This window comes from Aeromonas sp. S41-2 (assembly GCF_027705845.1).
GTDB classification, from domain to species: Bacteria; Pseudomonadota; Gammaproteobacteria; order Enterobacterales; family Aeromonadaceae; genus Aeromonas; species Aeromonas hydrophila.
In genome coordinates this window covers 263,116-281,986 of record NZ_JAPDCG010000006.1, presented here as the reverse complement: position 1 = coordinate 281,986, position 18,871 = coordinate 263,116, and the positions used below count along the sequence as shown (strand labels likewise).

The 18,871-nt window shown below is 63.6% G+C and carries 17 protein-coding genes; 7 read left to right on the top strand and 10 right to left on the bottom strand.

Annotated features, from left to right (window positions below; genetic code table 11):
• Positions 1 to 393 precede the first annotated feature (393 nt).
• From erpA to clcA, 3 genes are all read right to left on the bottom strand, one after another.
• Complete coding sequence (gene erpA / locus OKC44_RS16100) at positions 394 to 744, bottom strand: iron-sulfur cluster insertion protein ErpA (RefSeq protein WP_005304404.1); 351 nt, start codon at positions 742 to 744, stop codon at positions 394 to 396.
• Between the two features lie 90 nt (positions 745 to 834).
• Entirely contained in the window at positions 835 to 1,530 is a 696-nt protein-coding gene (locus OKC44_RS16095) for a DUF6776 family protein (RefSeq protein ID WP_270814071.1), read from the bottom strand.
• Positions 1,531 to 1,616: 86 nt separating this feature from the next.
• Complete coding sequence (gene clcA / locus OKC44_RS16090) at positions 1,617 to 3,011, bottom strand: H(+)/Cl(-) exchange transporter ClcA (protein WP_270814068.1); 1,395 nt, start codon at positions 3,009 to 3,011, stop codon at positions 1,617 to 1,619.
• 222 nt (positions 3,012 to 3,233) lie between these two features.
• Here clcA and hemL point away from each other — a divergent pair, with 222 nt between their 5' ends.
• Both hemL and OKC44_RS16080 read left to right on the top strand, forming a co-directional pair.
• Entirely contained in the window at positions 3,234 to 4,520 is a 1,287-nt protein-coding gene (gene hemL, locus OKC44_RS16085; RefSeq protein ID WP_270814066.1) for a glutamate-1-semialdehyde 2,1-aminomutase, read from the top strand.
• A 219-nt stretch (positions 4,521 to 4,739) separates the two neighbouring features.
• Positions 4,740 to 5,555 (top strand): hypothetical protein, encoded by an 816-nt coding sequence (locus tag OKC44_RS16080; protein ID WP_270814064.1) that lies wholly within the window; start codon positions 4,740 to 4,742, stop codon positions 5,553 to 5,555.
• 60 nt (positions 5,556 to 5,615) lie between these two features.
• Here OKC44_RS16080 and OKC44_RS16075 read toward each other — a convergent pair whose 3' ends face one another.
• Positions 5,616 to 6,518, bottom strand: a complete 903-nt coding sequence (locus OKC44_RS16075; RefSeq protein ID WP_270814062.1) for a sulfite exporter TauE/SafE family protein — start codon at positions 6,516 to 6,518, stop codon at positions 5,616 to 5,618.
• Positions 6,519 to 6,775: 257 nt separating this feature from the next.
• The gene (locus OKC44_RS16070; protein ID WP_270814060.1) at positions 6,776 to 7,498 is read right to left on the bottom strand and encodes a phosphatase PAP2 family protein; all 723 of its coding nucleotides are present in this window, start codon (positions 7,496 to 7,498) and stop codon (positions 6,776 to 6,778) included.
• 174 nt (positions 7,499 to 7,672) lie between these two features.
• Here OKC44_RS16070 and OKC44_RS16065 point away from each other — a divergent pair, with 174 nt between their 5' ends.
• Positions 7,673 to 8,200: a DUF2937 family protein gene (locus OKC44_RS16065; protein ID WP_043168760.1), complete on the top strand. Its 528-nt coding sequence runs from the start codon at positions 7,673 to 7,675 to the stop codon at positions 8,198 to 8,200.
• 66 nt (positions 8,201 to 8,266) lie between these two features.
• Here the strand turns inward: OKC44_RS16065 and OKC44_RS16060 are convergent, their stop codons facing one another.
• Complete coding sequence (locus OKC44_RS16060; RefSeq protein ID WP_045789066.1) at positions 8,267 to 9,847, bottom strand: response regulator; 1,581 nt, start codon at positions 9,845 to 9,847, stop codon at positions 8,267 to 8,269.
• A gap of 113 nt (positions 9,848 to 9,960) precedes the next feature.
• The gene (locus OKC44_RS16055) at positions 9,961 to 10,842 is read right to left on the bottom strand and encodes a LysR family transcriptional regulator (protein WP_270798040.1); all 882 of its coding nucleotides are present in this window, start codon (positions 10,840 to 10,842) and stop codon (positions 9,961 to 9,963) included.
• A 156-nt stretch (positions 10,843 to 10,998) separates the two neighbouring features.
• On the opposite strand from OKC44_RS16055, the gene OKC44_RS16050 reads away from it, so the two are divergent.
• Positions 10,999 to 11,463, top strand: a complete 465-nt coding sequence (locus tag OKC44_RS16050; RefSeq protein ID WP_270814056.1) for an SMR family transporter — start codon at positions 10,999 to 11,001, stop codon at positions 11,461 to 11,463.
• Complete coding sequence (locus OKC44_RS16045; protein WP_011707272.1) at positions 11,451 to 11,771, top strand: SMR family transporter; 321 nt, start codon at positions 11,451 to 11,453, stop codon at positions 11,769 to 11,771. Before OKC44_RS16050 ends, OKC44_RS16045 begins: the two co-directional genes overlap by 13 nt.
• Positions 11,772 to 11,871: 100 nt before the next feature.
• Here OKC44_RS16045 and gloA2 read toward each other — a convergent pair whose 3' ends face one another.
• The 3 genes from gloA2 to hrpB all read right to left on the bottom strand — a co-directional run bounded on the left by gloA2 (position 11,872) and on the right by hrpB (position 17,334).
• Positions 11,872 to 12,273 carry an SMU1112c/YaeR family gloxylase I-like metalloprotein gene (gene gloA2 / locus OKC44_RS16040; RefSeq protein WP_041218374.1) on the bottom strand — a complete coding sequence of 134 codons (402 nt, stop codon included), beginning with the start codon at positions 12,271 to 12,273 and terminating at the stop codon, positions 11,872 to 11,874.
• 42 nt (positions 12,274 to 12,315) lie between these two features.
• Positions 12,316 to 14,637 carry a penicillin-binding protein 1B gene (gene mrcB / locus OKC44_RS16035; RefSeq protein ID WP_270814053.1) on the bottom strand — a complete coding sequence of 774 codons (2,322 nt, stop codon included), beginning with the start codon at positions 14,635 to 14,637 and terminating at the stop codon, positions 12,316 to 12,318.
• 249 nt (positions 14,638 to 14,886) lie between these two features.
• A complete protein-coding gene (hrpB, locus tag OKC44_RS16030; protein ID WP_270814051.1) occupies positions 14,887 to 17,334 on the bottom strand; it encodes an ATP-dependent helicase HrpB in 2,448 nt (815 codons plus the stop codon).
• Positions 17,335 to 17,490: 156 nt separating this feature from the next.
• Here hrpB and thpR point away from each other — a divergent pair, with 156 nt between their 5' ends.
• Both thpR and sfsA read left to right on the top strand, forming a co-directional pair.
• Positions 17,491 to 18,018 carry an RNA 2',3'-cyclic phosphodiesterase gene (gene thpR, locus OKC44_RS16025; protein ID WP_270814079.1) on the top strand — a complete coding sequence of 176 codons (528 nt, stop codon included), beginning with the start codon at positions 17,491 to 17,493 and terminating at the stop codon, positions 18,016 to 18,018.
• A 42-nt stretch (positions 18,019 to 18,060) separates the two neighbouring features.
• Positions 18,061 to 18,804 carry a DNA/RNA nuclease SfsA gene (gene sfsA / locus OKC44_RS16020; protein ID WP_270814049.1) on the top strand — a complete coding sequence of 248 codons (744 nt, stop codon included), beginning with the start codon at positions 18,061 to 18,063 and terminating at the stop codon, positions 18,802 to 18,804.
• Positions 18,805 to 18,871: the final 67 nt, after the last annotated feature.

Below are 18,871 nucleotides of genomic sequence, written 5' to 3'. Positions count from 1 at the left end.
TTGATATCAAAAATTGTTTTTGATGCTCGATGCTGTGAGTGCCCACACAGATTGCTTGATTCAAATTGTTAAAGAGCAGGGTCGATAACTATAACCCTCACTGGTTTGCTTTGCAAGCCAGACCAGACGCGCACTGCGCTGTGCTGATGGAGGCGCATTATAGGGATATGATTCTCGCTGACAAGCGAAAACTCCGTGTTTTTTTGAAAAAGACGTTCAAGTGTTTAACTAACCATCAATCAGGATAAAAAGCGCCCTAACAGCAACCCAAAGGAAGCCCATCAAGGTCTCTTGAGCATTACTTGCTGGTCCAGAGCGTCCGACTATAGGGATGGGGGCCAAAACAAAAAGGGCCCCTTGGGGCCCTTCGATATCACGCGGTATCTCTATATATCAGATAGAGAAGCTGGAACCACAGCCACAGGTGGTAGTGGCGTTGGGGTTGGTCACGGTGAAGCGGGAGCCTTCCAGACCTTCGGTGTAATCCACGCTGCCGCCAACCAGATATTGCAGGCTCATGGGATCGATCACCATGGTGACCCCGCTCTTCTCGACCACGGTATCCCCTTCGTTGATCTTCTCATCGAAGGTGAAACCATACTGGAAACCGGAGCAGCCACCGCCCGTGATATACACCCGCAGCTTGAGCTCGGGATTTTCTTCTTCGGTGATCAGGGTCTTCACCTTGTTGGCTGCCGCATCCGTCATCTGGATGGGCAACGGGGCTTCTGCTACTGCACTCATTACTGACCTCACAACCGTTAAATCCACAAACATGGAAACCGCGAAATTATCCAATACCCGACCATTCAGTTCAAGTATTCACCAAGCTTCTTACTGTGCGGCCGGTACGGGAGCCGGTGGAGCGACCACCAGCGGCTTGATTACCTCGCCCCATTCAGCCAGCAGTTCCTGAGCCGGTTGCCGACCATCCTTGCTGATGGTGACCCGCACCCGATCCGGTACAAACCCTTCCGGCAACTGCCAGTTGCCTTCCAGCAGCTGGAAGTAACGCAGCGCATAGCGCCCCTCCCCCAACTTCATACCCAGCTCACGGCTGCCGAGGGTTCTGGGCTTGTCGCCCTGACTGCCTTCCACCTTTATCTGTACCTGACCACGAAACAGCTCGCGCTTCTTGGCGGGCTGGGTCAGCGCCAGCCGATAGTGATAACGGCCGGGAATACTGGTCTCCTGCAGGGTAAGGTTGTCGATCACCACCCCCACCTGCTCGCCGGTGGGACGCATGATCCGCTCGAAGAAGGCCAGCTGGCGCTTCTGTTCCTGTACCTGGGCCTCCTGATCCTTGAGCGTCTGCTGCAACTGCTCGAACGCTGCCTTCTGGGTAGCCAGCAGCGTCTCCTTGATGCCGAGCTCGCTCTTGAGCTGGCCGATGGCCTTGCCTTGGCGCTCCAGCGTCTCCTGCTGCACTGTCAGCAGGCTGCTCTGGGCCAGCTCCTGGCGATTACCGACGAAATAGCCGATGAGCGCCCCCACCATCAGCACTGCCAACCACTTCACTATCTGGGACATAAGGCCTCTTTTGTTACTGCGCATACTGCGGCCACGCTCCCTTCACTATACGCGACTCAAGCAGATTCAGGCCGGCAGACAAAGGGTTAACCGGCGGTGACACCGCTTTCTCCCCGCTTTTGACGCGCTGCGAGCCGTAAAGTTCGCTCCAGGATCTGGGAATAAATCGGGCGGCCCCCCAACCACTGCGCCACCAGGGTCGCACCGACCGTGGTGATCATCATGGGCAGGATCAGCTGATAGTTATCGGTCATCTCGGTCACCAGCACGATCCCCGTGATGGGAGCACGCACGGTAGCGGCAAACAGCGCGCCCATACCAGCGATGGCAAAGGCGCCGGGGTCGATGCCCAGCTCCGGGAAGGCCGCATGGAACAGGTGGCCGAACACCACCCCGAACAGGGTGCCCAGCGCCAAGGTCGGGGCAAACACCCCGCCCGGTGCGCCGGAGCAGAAACAGACCAGGGTGGCCACCAGCCGGATGGAGAAGATGAGGAACAGGGTGGCCATCGCATACTCCCCGCCCATCAGATGGGGGATGAGCTCGGTACCGCCGCCTGTCAGCGCCGGGGCAACCAGCGACAGCACGCCGAAGGTACCTGCCACCAGCGTCCCGATGGCCACGAAGCGATGGCGCTTGTTTTGATGCAGCGCCAGATAACCATCCTGACAGGCCAGCACCAGCTTGTTGAAAACGAAACCCAGCACGCCGAAAGCGGCCCCCATGAAGAGGAACAGCCAGAGCGCCCTGAGGGCAGGCGCATCGTAGTGAGGCAAGCTGATCACCGCTCCCTGCCCCTTCATGTTCTGCAGCATCAGGGTTGCCATGATGGCGGAGATGCCCACCGCCTTGATGGCCAGAAAGGAGTAGCGAAACTGCGGGCGCATCTCCTCCATCACGAACAGGATCCCCGCCAGCGGCGCATTGAAGGCCGCGGCCAGACCGCCCGCCGCCCCGGCTGCCAGCAGGGCGTGGCCATGCTCCTTCGGCAGCCGGAAGATATCCGCCACCATCTTGCCGAGGTTGCCGCCGATCTGCACCGACGGGCCTTCCCGCCCCAGCACCATGCCGGAGCTCAGGGTGCAGATGCCACCGAAGAACTTGACCGGCAACACCCGCCACCAGCGTACCGGACGCAGCTCGTCCATGGCCCCCTCAATCTCGGGAATGCCGGAGCCACCCGCCTCCGGCGCAAAGGTATGAGTCAGGAAATAGCCAATGCAACCCAGCAAGGCGCTGAAGCCAAAGCCGAGCAGGCCGAGCTGCCACCAGGGACGATCTGCCAGCAGGTCGACACGCTGCTGTGCCAGCCAGTGCACGCCGGACTCGAACAGTCCGCAGACCAACCCGGCCAGGGTGCCGACCAGCGCCGCCAACAGCAGCACCAGCAGGGGCATCTTGTCTTGATGAATGATCCGCCGCAGGACGGGGCCGCGGGGAGGCGAGAGCGGTTCGGAGGAGGAGAGAGCTTGTTGCGACATGAAAAAACCACATTCGTTTGCTGACGGAGGTGACAATCATCCGGCCTGCTGTCCCGCTGCCCAGCACCGGGCCTTTCTGCTATAGTCGGCCCGTTTCATTTAACACGGGGCAGTCCTTGGCCGGGGTCAAGAGCGCAAGCATACTCCAGCGTCCCCTGACTGCCGAGCCGCAATCGGCCACCTGCGCCTGTGTGACGACCAAAATCCCATTAAGGATGATCCATGTCAAAATCAGATCAGCTGTTTGAACAGGCCCGCCAGACCATTCCGGGCGGCGTCAACTCACCGGTCCGCGCCTTCAATGGGGTCGGCGGCACACCTCGTTTCATCGATCACGCCGATGGCGCCTACCTCTATGACGTGGATGGCCAGGCCTATGTGGATTACATCGGTTCCTGGGGCCCCATGCTGCTGGGTCACAACCACCCGGCCATCAAGGCCGCCGTCATCAAGGCGGTGGAGAAAGGGCTGAGCTACGGCGCCCCGACCGAGATCGAAGTGCTGATGGCCGAGAAGGTGCGCCAGATCGTCCCCTCCATGGAGCAGGTGCGGATGGTCAACTCCGGCACCGAGGCGACCATGAGCGCCATCCGGCTGGCCCGCGGCTACACCGGTCGCGACAAGATCGTCAAATTCGAAGGCTGCTACCACGGCCACGCCGACTCCCTGCTGGTCAAGGCCGGCTCCGGCGCCCTGACCCTGGGTCAACCCAACAGCCCGGGCGTACCCGCCGACTTTGCCAAGCACACTCTCACCTGCGTGTTCAACGATCTGGACTCGGTGCGCGAAGCCTTCAGCCAGTACGGCAGCGAGATCGCCTGCATCATCGTCGAGCCGGTGGCCGGCAACATGAACTGCATCCCGCCGGTCCCCGGCTTCCTGGAAGGGCTGCGCGCCATCTGTGACGAGTTCGGCGCCCTGCTGATCCTGGATGAGGTGATGACCGGCTTCCGCGTATCCCTGCGCGGCGCCCAGGGCCACTACAACATCGACCCGGATCTCACCACTCTTGGCAAAATCATCGGTGCCGGCATGCCGGTCGGCGCCTTCGGCGGCAAGAAGAAGGTGATGCAGCACATCGCCCCGACCGGCCCCGTCTATCAGGCCGGCACCCTCTCCGGCAACCCGGTGGCCATGGCTGCCGGTCTGACCATGCTGGACCTGCTGCTGGAGCCGGGCCTCTATGAAGAGCTGAGCGCCAAGACCGCCCGGGTTGCAGAAGGGCTCAAAGCCGCTGCCGCCAAGCACGGTATCCCGCTTGCCATCAACTACGTCGGCGGCATGTTCGGCTTCTTCTTCACCGACGAGCCCGAGATCACCCGCTACGAGCAGGTCACTCGCTGTGACATGGAACGCTTCAAGCACTTCTATCACCTGATGCTGGAAGAGGGCGTCTACCTGGCGCCGAGTGCCTACGAGGCGGGCTTCCTGTCGCTGGCCCACGGCGACAAGGAGATTGAACACACCCTGGCCGCCGCCGAGCGCAGCTTCGCCAAGCTGGCCGGCTAAGCCGCCGCTTGTCGCAAAAGGGCCCTTCACGGGCCCTTTTTCATTGCCGCTTCGGCGTCCTTCGGCCTCCCCCGGTACGCCCGATGTTGGTGCAGACTTTGCGCAAATGGCACAGTGCTGTCACCAAACGGTGCATACCCCGCCCCTCTATCCGTCATAAAACGGGCCCACAATTTGCACCCTGCAAGTTGAATGCAAGCCCGTTTGAGCGAGGTGTATATGGCGGAAATGAGCCCCATTGATGTGCTGCGACGCTATCAGGAGTACGAAGCCGAACTGGCCCCCCTGCTGCTGGGACTGCTCACGGCATCGCCCGATTCACTCAGCAGTTATCCCTTTATCCTGAACCAGGCACCCAGCCGGGAACCACTCGGGATCCTGCCGCCGGTACCGGCGCCGCAAGCCCGTTTGCATCTAATCGTGAGAGGCCAGGGCCGTGAGCTGACCCTCTGTCTGAACCAGCTCATCGCCTGGCTGATGGGGGACAGGGAACGACGCCGGGCCATGCCCTGGTTCAAGGGGGTTTATGTGGTACTGAGTCTGGCGCTGTTTCTGATCGTCGCGACACTCATCTGGCACGGGCTGGAGCAGCTCTATCTGCTGCTGTGCGGGGCGCAGCAGAACCGGCTGGGGGCCTTCAGTGCCATCATCTTCCTGACCCTGGCGCTGGCGGTGTTCGACTTGGGCAAAACCATTCTGGAAGAGGAGGTGCTGCTGCATAAGGACATCTTTCGCCACAGCGCCATTCGCCGCACCATTACCCGCTTCATCGCCGCCATCTTGATCGCGGTCTCCATCGAGGGGCTGTTGCTGCTGTTCAAGGGCTCGCTCGGCCAGAGCGAACTGCTCTGGCCGGCGGTGGGTGTGATGGGGTGCGCCGTGGGGCTGCTGCTGGCCCTCGGGCTCTATGTGTTTCTGGGGGCCAGGGCCGAAGAGGCGCTGGTGCAGGCCAGCCTGCGACCTCTGCCAGCCGGGGTTGTGGCACCCACCGTGCCGCCCGCCAAGAAGCGTACCTGGTCCAGGAGGTATAGATAACGCTAAAGGCCTGCAATCACATCAATACTCCACGGCCAGCACCGACACGCGCCGTACTGGCTAACCAGTGACGCCTGCCAGCCGGGGTTGCAGTTCCCGCCGCGCCGCCCGCCAGGAGGCGTACATGGTCCAGGAGGTATAGATGACGATGAAGGCCACCAGCCATTTGAGCATCGCCATATCCATCGACTTGACCAGCATGGCCGCCAGCACCACGCCGACAGGGCCGAAGATGGCCACCGCCAGCACCGCCTTGGCATCGAAGGCCCCCTTGCGGATGAAGGTGCCCGCCGAGAAGACGCTGAGCACGGCGGTGGAGCCCATCATGATGGGAAACGCCGCCAGCGGATTCATGCCGAGCAGATAGACCAGGGTCATGCAGGGGGCGAACAGGCCGATGCCCACGTTCATCAGCACGCCGAAGATGAAGTTGCCGAGCAGCGCGATCCCGAGCTTGTAACCGGTCAGCCCCATGGCATCGCAACCGAGGGGGAACAACCCCAGCAGGCCCGCAAAGATGAGGCCGGCCACCACCAGCAGGGAAACCGCCATCACCAGCCGGATGGTCTGGCGATCGAACGAGGCAACGTGGCGCGCCCCCCAGGCAGCCCCGGCAGCGGCGGCCACCATCATGCCGATGAGGGTGAGTGGATCCACCTGCACGGCACCGATGAAGATCAGCGACTGGGTGACCGTCGGCAACACGCACTGGCCGTTGAGGGTGCCCGGTAGCAGCCGATCGTCGATCAGCTTGAACTGCTTGTAGCAGGCGGTCTTCACCGCGAAGCTGCCGACCCCCAGGGTATCGAGAAAATTGGCGACAAAACCGATGGCCGCCACCGGCCAGAAGGGGGTCGATTCCAGCTCCCCCTGTTGCCGCTTGTGCCACCAGGCCCGTACCAGCATGAAGATGAACACCAGGGCGCAGATGATGAATATCAGGCGCAAAAGATTAATTAACATACAGAGTTCTCCAGCAACGGGCGGCGATTCTAAGGCAGCAAAAATAAAAAATCTTGGTCAGGATCAAGCATTCAGCCCATGCAAACGATTATCTGGAGAAAGTCATGACGAGCACGCCCGAACGAATCTGCTAATACTTGTCTATGAGGGCCAGCAGGCCTGGGGCCACCGGTGGTAGTCATGGTCATTTCGCGACGACCACAGTCACCGGCGGGAAGTAGCCAAAAAGAAGGCCGGTATGCACCGACCTTCTTTTTTTATTGCTGACTCGCCGGCGTTTTGCCCGCCAGCCACTGCCAGCCCGGCAGGCGTGGCAGTCGCCGGGCGATCCAGCCGATCAGCGCGTCCGACAGCCCGGTCAACAGCAGCAGCGGCAGGCAGAGCAGGGTCAGCGACAGGGCGCCCACATAGACATCCGTCAGCCAGTGGGCACCGGAGAGGATGCGGGGTGCCGAGAACAACGGCACCATCAGCAGCGCGGTCACCCCGGCCCAGCGCGGCAGATGGCGCAGGGCAAAGCCGGCGAAGATCATCAGGAACAGGGCGTGATCGCCGGGGAAGCTGTCGCTGGAGGAGTCCTTGGTCGGGATCCCGCTGAGCTGGGTCACCCGCAGCGCGTCCGCCACCGTCAGGGTCGGGCTGGGCCGGCTGACCGGCAGCAGATGACCGAACTGGTTGATCACCAGCGCCCCCAGCAGCATGACGATCCCCATGGCCACCAGCCGGCGGCGTCCCTGCTCGTCCGCACGCCAGAAGCAGCGAGAGAGGATCAGCCCCATGCAGGAGAGTACCGCCAGATCGAACAGCCGGTTGTTGGTCACGGCCACCAGATCGGCCCACCACTGGGCCTGACCCAGCCAGCCATTGACCAGATGGAAGACGGCGAGATCCCACTGATCCCAGGGGCCGTGCTCGGGCAGAGCGGTCCAGCTGATGGCGATGAGACCACCCAACAGATAACAGGGTATAAATTTGCGCATACGAACTCTCCTCCCCGAAAAATGGGGCCGTATTTTAAAGCATAAAAAGCGTGACGTGAATCACACAAACGAGGGAGGAAAGGGTCATGCCCCCATCCGGAAAGTCGGCACTTCCCCAGCCGGCTTGGCCTGTTGCAGCCTTGCGGCTAGTATGGAGTCCCTCTATTTCGCGAGATGACGAGAGCTATGCGCAGCTACCTTCGGATGATGCTGTTTGCCCTGGGCCTGCTGGCCGGCGTGCAGATCCCGGGTCTGATCGACCTCTACTACCAGCGGCTGGATGCCCGCCTGCAGCAGGCCAGCCTAAGCCTGGCCCCTTTTCAGGAGACGGCGGACCAGCATTTCAACGGCGATCTGACGGCCCTGGTCAACCACTACCGCACCAACCCGGATCCGGTATTCGCCAAGGATGCCGCCAGCCTGCAGTTACTGGTCAGCCAGCGCCAGACCCTGCAGCAGGAGAGCGTCTACAAGCACCATCCCTGGTACCGGCAACTCTCCCACCTGCTGCTGCGCGCCGAGCCCCAGCTCTGGCAGGATACCCTGCAAAACTACAGCTACGTGGTGCCGCTCAAGCAGGCGGCCATCGTCTGCGGCATGGCGGCAGGCCTGCTCGCAGCCCTGCTTGGCGATCTGCTGCTCAGCCTGGTATTGCTGCCGTTTCGCCGGCAGCAGCCCCGCACACGCTACGCGCCGCGCTGACCGGATCGACCCGGTGGCGCAAAACAACAAAGGGGCCAATGGCCCCTTTGTTGTTTCCGTCCGGTGTCACAGCTCGTATGGCAGCCGCGACTGACTCACCAAACGCTGGAGCGCCTGCACCACCTGGGGATCGAACTGGCTGCCGGAGCGTGACAGGATATATTCCATGGTCTGGGCCAGCGACCAGGGCTCCTTGTAGGGCCGCTTGCTGAGCAGGGCATCGAATACGTCGACCACGGCCACGATGCGGGCCGACAGCGGGATCTGCTGGCCGGCCAGCTGCTCCGGGTAGCCCTTGCCATCGAAATGTTCATGATGCCCGCGAGCAATCTCGGCCCCCAGCGACAGATAGCTGGTGCCCTCCACCATCTCCCCCGCCTTGTGCAAAATGCTGGCGCCGATGTCCGCGTGCTGCTCCATGATGAGTCGTTCATCCGGTTCGAACCGGCCCGGCTTGTGCAGGATGTGGTCCGGCGTGCCCACCTTGCCCACGTCGTGCAGTATGCTGGCCATGCCGATCATGTCGACGAAGCCCGGTGTCAGCTCATCGGGATAGGCCCCCGCCTGCTGCAACTCGGCCACGATGGCATCGGAGAGCTTCTGCACCCGCAGCACGTGATCGCCGGTATCCGAATCGCGGAACTCCGCCAGCGCCGCCAACGCCACCACGGTCGCCTCCTGGGCACGCAGCAGCTGGTTGTAGAGATAGAGGTTGTCGTACGCCGCCGAGATCCGCTGACAGAACACGTCCAGCAGATCGCACTCGAGCGGATCGAGCGGCTGGGTGGGGGTGAAATTGAGCACAAACTCGCGCCCGTTCTGGGCGGCGATATAGAGCGCATCCTGGGGATGCTCGAAGCGGTTGCAGCGATTGGCCAGCGCACTCATCACCGAGTCGTGCAGGGCCGGGAAGGCGCTGAGCGGCACATCGCTCAGCAGGGATTCATAGTCACCGGTGGCCGCCAGGATCTCCAGCTCCTGCGAGCCGGGCCGGCGTTCGGCGCAGATGGCACCTTCGGTGCCCACGTCGAGAATGGCGCTGATCTGCTTGAGCACGCCGGAGGCAAATTCCCGCAGCGAGTGCAGATGATAGAGGTCTCCCGCCCCCTCCAGGATCTTGCCGAGCCCCTGCCGGCTCTTGTCGATGGCGCAGAGGGTCTCGTAGGAGCGCAGGGAGGCGATGACGGTGGTATAGAGCTTCTGCACCGTCAGCTCGGTCTTGGTCTTGTAGTCGTTGATGTCGTAATCGAGGATCACCCGCTGCTCCGGGGCCTGCCCCGGCTGGCCGGTGCGCAGCACGATGCGTACCAGGCTGTTGTGCATCTCGTTGCGGATCTGGTGCACCAGCCGCAGGCCGGCATCCTCGGTCTCCATCACCACGTCGAGCAGGATCAGGGCGATGCGCGGATTGGCCAGCAGCATGCGGGCCGCTTCGGCGCCGCTGTAGGCGTTGAGCAGTTCAAGCGGGCGGGATTTGTACTGAATGTTGGAAAGTGCCAGCCGGGTGGCATGATGAATGTCCGGCTCATCATCGACGATCAACACCTGCCAGGGGTTGATCGCCTTGGTCACCACGGCCTCATCGTCATCCAGCTCGATGATGTCGTCATCCAGCCAGAGCTCGTCCTTGTCTTGGGCACTGCTCATATCGTTCACGCCTCCAGGCGCTGCATGAGGGTACTGACAGTATGTACCATCAGGCAGCGATGGATCACAAGCCCCAGCACTTGCTCCCTCGTGCCCGCCCAGCGCCGGCCGGTTTATTCGAACGGTTCGAGATAGGCCTGGATTGCCTTCCTCAGCCAGGCCAACACCTTGCCGTGATAGGCATTTTGCGACAGATAGACGCCGTAGTCGCGCCACTGCAGGCTGAACTTGTGCTTCAAGGTCAGCAGCTCCCCTTGTCGCAGCTGGCTCTGGATCAGCGGCGACGGCAGCACGGCCCAGCCGAGGCCGTCGAGCACCGCATCGCGCATCAGCTCGAAGCTCGACAATCCGATGTGGTGGCCGCCGATGGGCAGCAGGCTCTTGACCGAGAATTCGTCCACATAGGAGAGGGTGACCTGGGTATGACCGGTCAGATCCTGCTGCAATACCCGCTTCAGGCTGGCCAGCGGGTGGCTCGGGGCCACCACCATCAGGGTGCGGATCGGGTTGAGCACCTCGATGTTGAGGCCGCTGCGCTCCTGCTCCTCGGTGATGAGACCGAAGGCGGCGTCGACAAACCCCTCCTCCACCAGCGCGGGCAGCTCCGGCGGCGAGGCCAGCACCAGCGAGATGCTGGTGCCGGGAAACTGGTGGCGCAGCGCTCCCAGCATCTCCCGCCACACCGCCTCGGGAATGGCGTCATCCCGCGCCACCCGCAGCGCCACCTCGGCGCCGGAGGCGTAGTGTTCGCACTTGAGTTTGAGGCTGTTGGCGGCCTGCAGCAGCCGCTTGCAGTCGTCCAGCACCTGCTCGCCGATCTCGGTCAAGCGGCTCTGGTTGGCACCTCGTTCAAAAAGTTCGACGCCAAGCTCAACCTCAAGCGCCGCTATCGCCGTGCTGACGGCGCTGCGGCTCTTGCCAAGCCGGCGCGCCGTATTGGCGATGGAGCCACTGCTGGCTGATTCCACAAAGAGTTGTATCTGGTAGAGCTTCATGATCTGGGTCGTGAGCAGGGTATCCGATATTCACCTTACCTTGCCCCCTTCTAGCAAGGCAAACCGTCAGCGTCTGAATTGTCGACGCTCAGCGATTCTGCCGCCTGAGCGAGCTGCGGCTATCATGGCCCCGTCGCAGCAACAAAAGGACATTTTATGTTATTCAATCGCATGCTCCTGGCCCGCATCTTTCTGACGGGCGCCATTCTGACCGAGGTCGCCGGGACCTCCAGCATGGCCATGATCCCGGAGAACGAGGCCGGCTGGCTCAACTATCTGCCAATGTGGCTGCTCATCTCCTTCTCTTATCTGTTGTTGGCCAAAGCCGCCAAAACAATCTCCATTGGTATTGCCTTCGCGCTCTGGGAGGGGCTGGGGATCGCGCTGATCACCGTCGTCTCCGTGCTGTTCCTCGACTACCACCTGAATGCTCAGGAGTTGATCGGACTGGCGTTGGCCATAGTGGGTATTGTTCTGGTGACAATGGGTGAAACCCATGACGAACCGACCACAGGCACCGGCAGCACCCGCCGTCTTGGCACTGCCCATGACAAACCGGCCGCAGGTACTGGCAGTACTCGCAGCCTTGGCGCTGCCAAGGAGGCCGTATGCACCCGTTGATCATCGTACTGGGGGCGGCCCTGCTGGATATCGGCGCCAACATGGCGATCAACCGTTCGGTTGGTTTTCGTCACAAAGGCTGGGGATTTCTCGGCATCCTGCTGGTGCTGTGTGCCTTCACCCTGCTGTCGGAAGCGGTGAGCACCGGCAAGATCGATCTGGCCGTGGCCTATGCCACCTGGGGTGCCATCGGCATTCTGGGTACCGCCCTCGGCGGCTTGCTGCTGTTTGGTGAGCGGCTCAAGCCCATCGGCTGGGTCGGCATGCTGGTGATGGCCGTCGCGGTGACCCTGCTCACCACCGCCTGATCGCCCCCTCACGCACTGCACACCATGAAAAGAAGCCGCCCGGCTAACCGGGCGGCTTCTGCTCTTTATGGGGGCAATGCAGGCTCGCGGCAGGTCTGCCTCAGCGGCCCGCTTCGTAGAGCTCCAGCGGCAGGCCGTCGGGGTCAGCGAAGAAGGTAAAGCGCTTGCCGGTCAGCTCGTCCACCCGCACCGGCTCCACCTCGACACCATGACCCTGCAGATGGGCGATAACCCGGTCGAGCTCAGCGACCCGAAAGGCCAGGTGGCGCAAGCCGCACGCCTCCGGCCGGGAGGGGCGTGGCGGCGGCGCCGGGAAGCTGAACAGCTCCAGCTGGCTGCCATCCGGCAGCGCCAGATCCAGCTTCCACGACTGGCGCTCCTCGCGCAGCGTCTCGGCGATGATGGGCAGCCCCAGCACCTGGTGGTAGAAGTGGCGCGAGCGCGCATAATCGCTGGCGATGATGGCTACGTGGTGGATGGCATCAAACAGAGGATGTGACATGAGCACTCCGGGCAAGCGGGCAGCCAAGGCTGCCCGCCGCGGTCAGTTGAAGAAACCGTTGAACCAGTTGTCCAGCGCATTGGCCGGACTGGACACCGGGCTGGCGCAGCCCATGGGCTCGGCCAGCCCGGCCAGCTTGGCCGGCACCTGCAGACTGCCGGGGCAGTCGCTGGTGACCCGGGTGCCGCTGGCGCGGGAGAAGCTGGCCCAGCTCACCCCTTGCGGCATGTTCATGGCCAGACTGTTGACCCCGCGCTGACTCATGTAGCCACTGAACAGCTGCAGGGCACCGCTAGCGCCGGTCAGCCCGGCAGGGGTGTTGTCGTCGCGACCGACCCAGATGCTGACCAGCTCGTTGTTGTCGAGCCCGGTGAACCAGGAGTCGCGCAGCTCGTTGGTGGTGCCCGTCTTGGCTGCCATGGTGGCGCCGGGGAACTTGGCACCGAGCGCGCGCGCCGTGCCCTGGCTCACCGTCTTGGTCATGGCGAACAGGGTCAGCCAGCTGGCCTGCTCATCGGTCACCCGCTTGGCCGCTTCGTCATGCTGATAGAGCTTGCTGCCGTCACTGTTGACCACCGCCCGGATCGCCGACAGCGGCTGGGTCAGCCCCTGGTTGGCGATGGGCAGGTACATCTGGTTCACCTCCATCGGCGAGAGCGCCACCGCCCCCAGCACCAGCGAGGGATAGGGCTGGATTTCCTGCTCCACCCCCAGCTTGTGCAGGGTGTCCACCACCTTGTCCAGCCCCACCTGCAGCCCCAGATTGACAGTCGGCACGTTGAGGGAGCTGGCCAGCGCATCCATCAGCGGCACGCTCTGGCGGAACTTGCGGTCGTAGTTTTGCGGGGTCCAGATCTGGCCATCCTTGCCGCGAATGCGGATCGGCTGGTCCTTGAGCGGCGTGCCCAGGGTCAGGCCGTTGGAGAGGCCGGTCAGGTAGACCGCGGGCTTGACCAGCGAGCCTATCTGGCGACGGGCATCCAGCGCCCGGTTGAAGCCGGCGTAGCGCGGATCCCGGCCGCCCACCATGGCCACCACCTCGCCCTTGTGCCAGTCGGAAACCACCATGGCCGCCTCCAGCTTCTTCTTGCCGCGCAGCTTCTCGATCTGGGCCAGACCCGACTCCACCGCCTGCTCGGCGGCGTGCTGGGCGATGGGATCCAGACTGGTGAAGATCTTGAGGCCGGACTGCTTGAGCAGATCCGGGCCGAAGCGGCTCTGGATCTCCCGCTTGAGCAGGCCCATGAAGGCCGGGGTGCGGCCATAGCTCATCTGGCCGCGGGTAATGATGCCAAGCGGCTGCTTGCTGGCCAGTTCATACTCGGCCGGTTGCAGGCTGCCGTGATCCATCAGCAGCTTGAGCACCAGATCACGACGCGCCTTGGCCCGCTCCGGGAAGCGCCAGGGATCGTAATAGGAGGGCCCCTTCACCATGCCCACCAGCAGGGCCACCTGATCGATGTCCAGCTCGTTGACCGGAATGCCGAAGTAGAAGTAGGAGGCGAGCCCGAAGCCATAAACCCCCTGGGAGAAGTTCTGCCCCAGATAGACCTCGTTGAGGTAGGCCTCCAGGATCTCGTCCTTGCTGTAGCGATAGTCGATCAGCACCGCCATGTAGGCTTCCTGCGCCTTGCGCCACAGGCTGCGTTCCCGGGTCAGGAAGAAGTTCTTGGCCAGCTGCTGAGTCAGGGTACTGCCCCCCTGCACGGTGCGACCCGCCAGCAGGTTGGCCGCCATGGCGCGCATGATGGCCACCGGCGAGACGCCGCCGTGCTGGTAGAAGTCGCGATCCTCGGTGGTGAGCAGGGTGATCAGCAGGCTGTCCGGCACCTCGGCGATGCGCACCAGCAGGCGGTCCTCCCGATCCTCGGTGTTGAGACGATCGAGCAGCACCGGGTCCATCTGGGCGTAGCCGAGCTGACGCTGGTTCTCCAGCGACTGGATCCCCTCCAGCCGCGCGCCGTTGAAGGTGAGGCGCAGGCCACGGGCAGCATCGGCCCCGTCATGGAATTCGAATGGCCGGCGAATAAGCTCGATGCGGTTACCGCTCACCGCATACTCGCCCGGGGTGTGGGGCTGGCGCACCTGCTTGTAGCTCAGCATGTTGAGCTCGCGCAGCATCTGGGCCTGGGAGAGGCGCTGGCTGGGATAGAGTTCCAGCGGCCGGCTGTAGACCATCACCGGCAGCTGCCACTTCTCGCCGTCGAAGCGTTCACGCACCTTGGTATCGAGGTAGATGCCAAACACCACCATGAAGGCCGCTCCCACCAGGGAGAGCTTGAAGCCCAGCCAGAACAGCGTGCGCCAGACGGTGCGTTTGAGCGCCGCCTTCTTGGGGGTGCGCTTGCGTCGTTGCGTTGCCATAAATCCTCTTTGCTTTCCTTTCTACTTGTTATGTCGCGTTCGCGAACGTCCGATCGGGCTTAACCAATTGGATCTGGATTCCGGGTTCGCTCCGCCAGACAGATGGATGTCTCCCCCTCATCCCCGGCCCTTCTCCCACAAGGGGAGAAGGGAGCAAACACCAACCTCGATCAGTTCCCTCTCCCTCTGGGAGAGGGCCAGGGTGAGGGTCATCTGCTGGAGTAGGGCTACGTTATTCCCTGCACCAACCTACATCCCCATCTTCTTCTTGGTGACCCTGGTCGGCATCGCCTCCAGCGGATTGTCCGGCCAGTAGTGGCGGGGGTAGCGTCCCTTCATCTCTTTCTTCACCAGCTCGTAGGAGCCGGCCCAGAAAGCGGCCAGATCGGCGGTGATCTGCAGCGGCCGCTGAGCCGGGGAGAGCAGCTCCACCACCAGCGCCACCCGGCCATCGGCCACGCACGGGGTCGCGGCCTGGCCGAACATCTCCTGGATGCGCACCGGGATCACCGGCGCCTGACCCGGCTGATAGCGGATCCGCACCCGGCTGCCGGTCGGCGCGCTAAAGTGGCCGGGCAGCGCCTCGTCCAGCCGCTTGGGCAATGGCCAGGGCAGCGACTGGCGCAGGATGTCGCTCATATCGAGCTTTTTCAACTGCTCCAGCCGGGTCATGCCGCTCACCGCCGGCAGCAGCCACTGCTCGAGGTCGGCCAACAGGCTCGCCTCGTCCATGGCCGGCCACCCTTCGTCGGGCAACCAGTCACGGGCGCAGCGCAATCGGGCCAGCAGCCCCTCGCTGGCATCATCCCAGGGCAGCACATGCAGCCCCTTGCGCCGGATGCCCTGCAGCAGGCAACGCCCCTTCTGTTCATCGGAGAGATCGGTCAGCGGCCGCTGGCTCAGCACCAGCTCGCCGAGCACCTGCTGGCGTTCGGCCCGCACCCGCTCCTCGCGCTCATCCCAGTCGAACCACTGGCGCTCGCCGACCAACTCGGGCAGCTGGCGCACCAGTTCATCCAGCTCCACCGGCTCGGCGATGAAGATGCGACTGCCGCGCTCGTTCTGGCCCATCTCGATGGCAATGAGCGCCCCCTGCCCCTGACAGGGGTGACCTTCTACCAGATCGCAGCTCACCCCGCCACTGAGCTGATAGCGGCTGCCGCTGCGCAGCTTGCCGATGCGATCGGGCCAGGCGAGGGCGCACAGCAGCCCCAGCCATTGCCCCTGCGCACTGGCGGGGCGGGCGCCGAGCCGCTCGAACCAGCGGGCTGCACTCTGGCGCAGGGCCCCCTGACGGCGGTGAAACAGCACGGAGAGGCGCTCCGATCCTCGCAGATCTTCTTCCAGCAGCGCCACCAGGAAAGCCGCATCGGCGACAATCCCTGTCAGACCCTCGGCCTCCAGCTCGCGCGCACGCAGCAGCATGCGGGCCAGCCGGGGATGGGTACCGAATGCCGCCATGGCGCGGCCGGCGGGAGTGAGTTGTTGCTCACCCTCCGGCTTCATGGCGCCGAGGCTCACCAGCAGTCGCTGGGCGCTGGCCACGGCGGTGGCCGGCGGCATGTCCAGCAGCGGCAGCTCTTCGACCTTGGCCCCCCACTGGGCGGCATCCAGCAGCAGACCGGTCAGCTCCTGGGTGAGGATGTCCGGCGGGCTCTGCTCGGCGAGGCGCTCCTGCACCTCGCTGCTCCAGAGCCGGTAGCAGACACCGGGGCCGAGACGACCGGCACGACCCGCCCGCTGGGTGGCGGAGGCTTTGGCGATGGGGCGGGTCTCCAGCCGGGTGACGCCGCTTTTGATGTCGAAGGAGGCGCGCCGCTCCAGCCCGCTGTCGACCACCACGGAGATCCCCTCGATGGTGAGCGAGGTCTCCGCCACATTGGTGGTGAGTACCAGCTTACGGCGCCCCGCAGGCGCCGGCTCGATGGCCGCCTGCTGGGCCGCCATGTCGAGGCGGCCGTAGAGGGGGGCGAGGGTCACCTCGTCCGGCAGCCGCCCTTCCAGCCACTGCGCCAGCCGCTCGATCTCCCCCTGGCCCGGCAGGAACACCAGCAGGCTGCCGGCGTGGGCGGCCAGCGCCTCCAGCACCACGGCGCCAACCTGGGGCTCCAGCCACTGCTGGCGATTGGCGGGGCGATAGTGGTAGTCGATGGGAAAACCGCGCCCCTCCGAACGAACCACCGGGGCCTCCGGCAAAAGCCGCTCCAGCGCCATGCCATCCAGGGTGGCGGACATCACCAAGAGCTTGAGGTCATCGCGCAATCCCTGCTGGCTCTCGATGGCGAAGGCCAGCGCGGTATCGGCGTGCAGGCTGCGCTCGTGGAACTCATCGAAGATGACCAGGGAGACGCCGGTGAGCTCGGGATCCTGCTGCAGCATCCGGGTCAGCACCCCTTCGGTAACGATCTCGAGCCGGGTAGCTGCGCTGGTGCGGCTCTCGCCACGCACCCGCAGGCCGATGCGCTCGCCCACCTTCTCCCCGAGCTGACGCGCCAGAAAGGCAGCAATGTTGCGCGCTGCGAGACGTCTGGGCTCCAGCATGATGATGCGACCGGGCAGCCGGTTCTGACGCACCAGCTCCAGCGGCAGCAGGGTCGATTTGCCCGCACCGGGCGGCGCCTGCAGGATCACGCTGGCATGGTTGTCGATGGCGGCAAAGAGTGCGGGCAGCACCGACACTATGGGGAGGGAAGACAAAGGGATCTGCACCTTCTTGTTGCAAGTCGTAAAGCGGCGCCTATTCTGCCACAGCCTGGCCGGCCACCGTGAGCGGATGTCGGCCGGCGAGACAGGATGCAGTGGCTGCCCTAGAATGGGCCACCCTGTCTGCATGAAAGAGGCATGCTCACCCGAATGGCCAAACTCTTCTTTGCCCTGCCCGCCGAGGCGCTGGCACCCGATCTCGTCGCCTGGCGCGACCAGCTGCCCTGGCCGGGTCAACCGGTGCCCGCCGCCAATCTCCACCTGACGCTGGCCTTCCTCGGCGAAGCGGATCAGCTCACCACCACCCGCCTGATGGCTGCCGTCGAGCGCCAGCACTGCCCGCCGCTCACCATAGCGCTCAATGAAACCGGCTGGTTCGGCCGCGCCAAGGCTGCCTGGGTCGGCCCGACGGAGTGGCCCAACGAGCTCACCGTGCTGGCCAGGGCGCTGCGTCGTCACGGCGAGAAGCTGGGGCTTGGCAACGGCGAGCAAGGCTATCGCCCCCACGTCACCCTGTCGCGCAAGGCGAGCGAACCGCCGGCCGCCTTGCCCGCCCCCGATTTCGTGCTGCAGGCCGATCGCTTCTGCCTCTATCAATCCCTCTCCACCCCGGACGGGGTGCACTACGAGCCCCTCGCCTGCTGGCCGCTGCGGGCCAGAGAGAAAATGGCATCCTGACCGGCGGCCATGCCCAGACTCATCGATTAAGAGAGCCATACCATGATCTTCGATCCCCCCCTGCAATCCGGGCAGCTGGTCTCCCGTTACAAGCGCTTCCTGACCGATGTGCAGCTCGACAACGGCGAGGTGATCACCATCCACTGCGCCAATACCGGCGCCATGACCGGCTGCGCCGAACCGGGCACCCGGGTCTGGTACTCCACCTCAGACAATCCCAAGCGCAAGCTGCCCCACAGCTGGGAGATCGCCGAGAGCCCGGCCGGTCACTTCATCTGTGTCAACACGGCGCGCGCCAACCAGCTGGCCCGGGAGCTGATCGAGCAGGATACCCTCGCCCCGCTGCGCGGCTATGCCAGGCTGCGCACCGAGGTGAAATACGGCGAAGAGAACAGTCGCATCGATCTGCTGCTGGAAGATGACCACCGGCCGGCCTGTTATATCGAGGTGAAATCGGTGACCCTGCTCGACGAGCGGGAGCAAGCCGGCATGGGCTACTTCCCCGATGCGGTCACCACCCGTGGCGCCAAGCACTTGCGTGAATTAATGGCCATGAAGGCGGCAGGCCACAGAGCCGTGCTGTTATTTATGGTTTTGCACTCCGGAATCGTGAGAATGCGCCCGGCAGCGCATATAGATCCGCACTATAGTCTGCTTATTGAGCAAGCAATTACGGCAGGGGTTGAAATTTTATGCTATCGACCCCATGTTGGGGTGCAGAGCATGGTGGCGCAAGATTTTATCCCGTTTGAATCTTGTCACCTGCTACCCGAGGGCAGCGAATAAATGTTGGAGTGGGTAACATTATTGGTACGGCTTGTTTGCCTCCAAGTTACCCTTCTGCTATAGATGT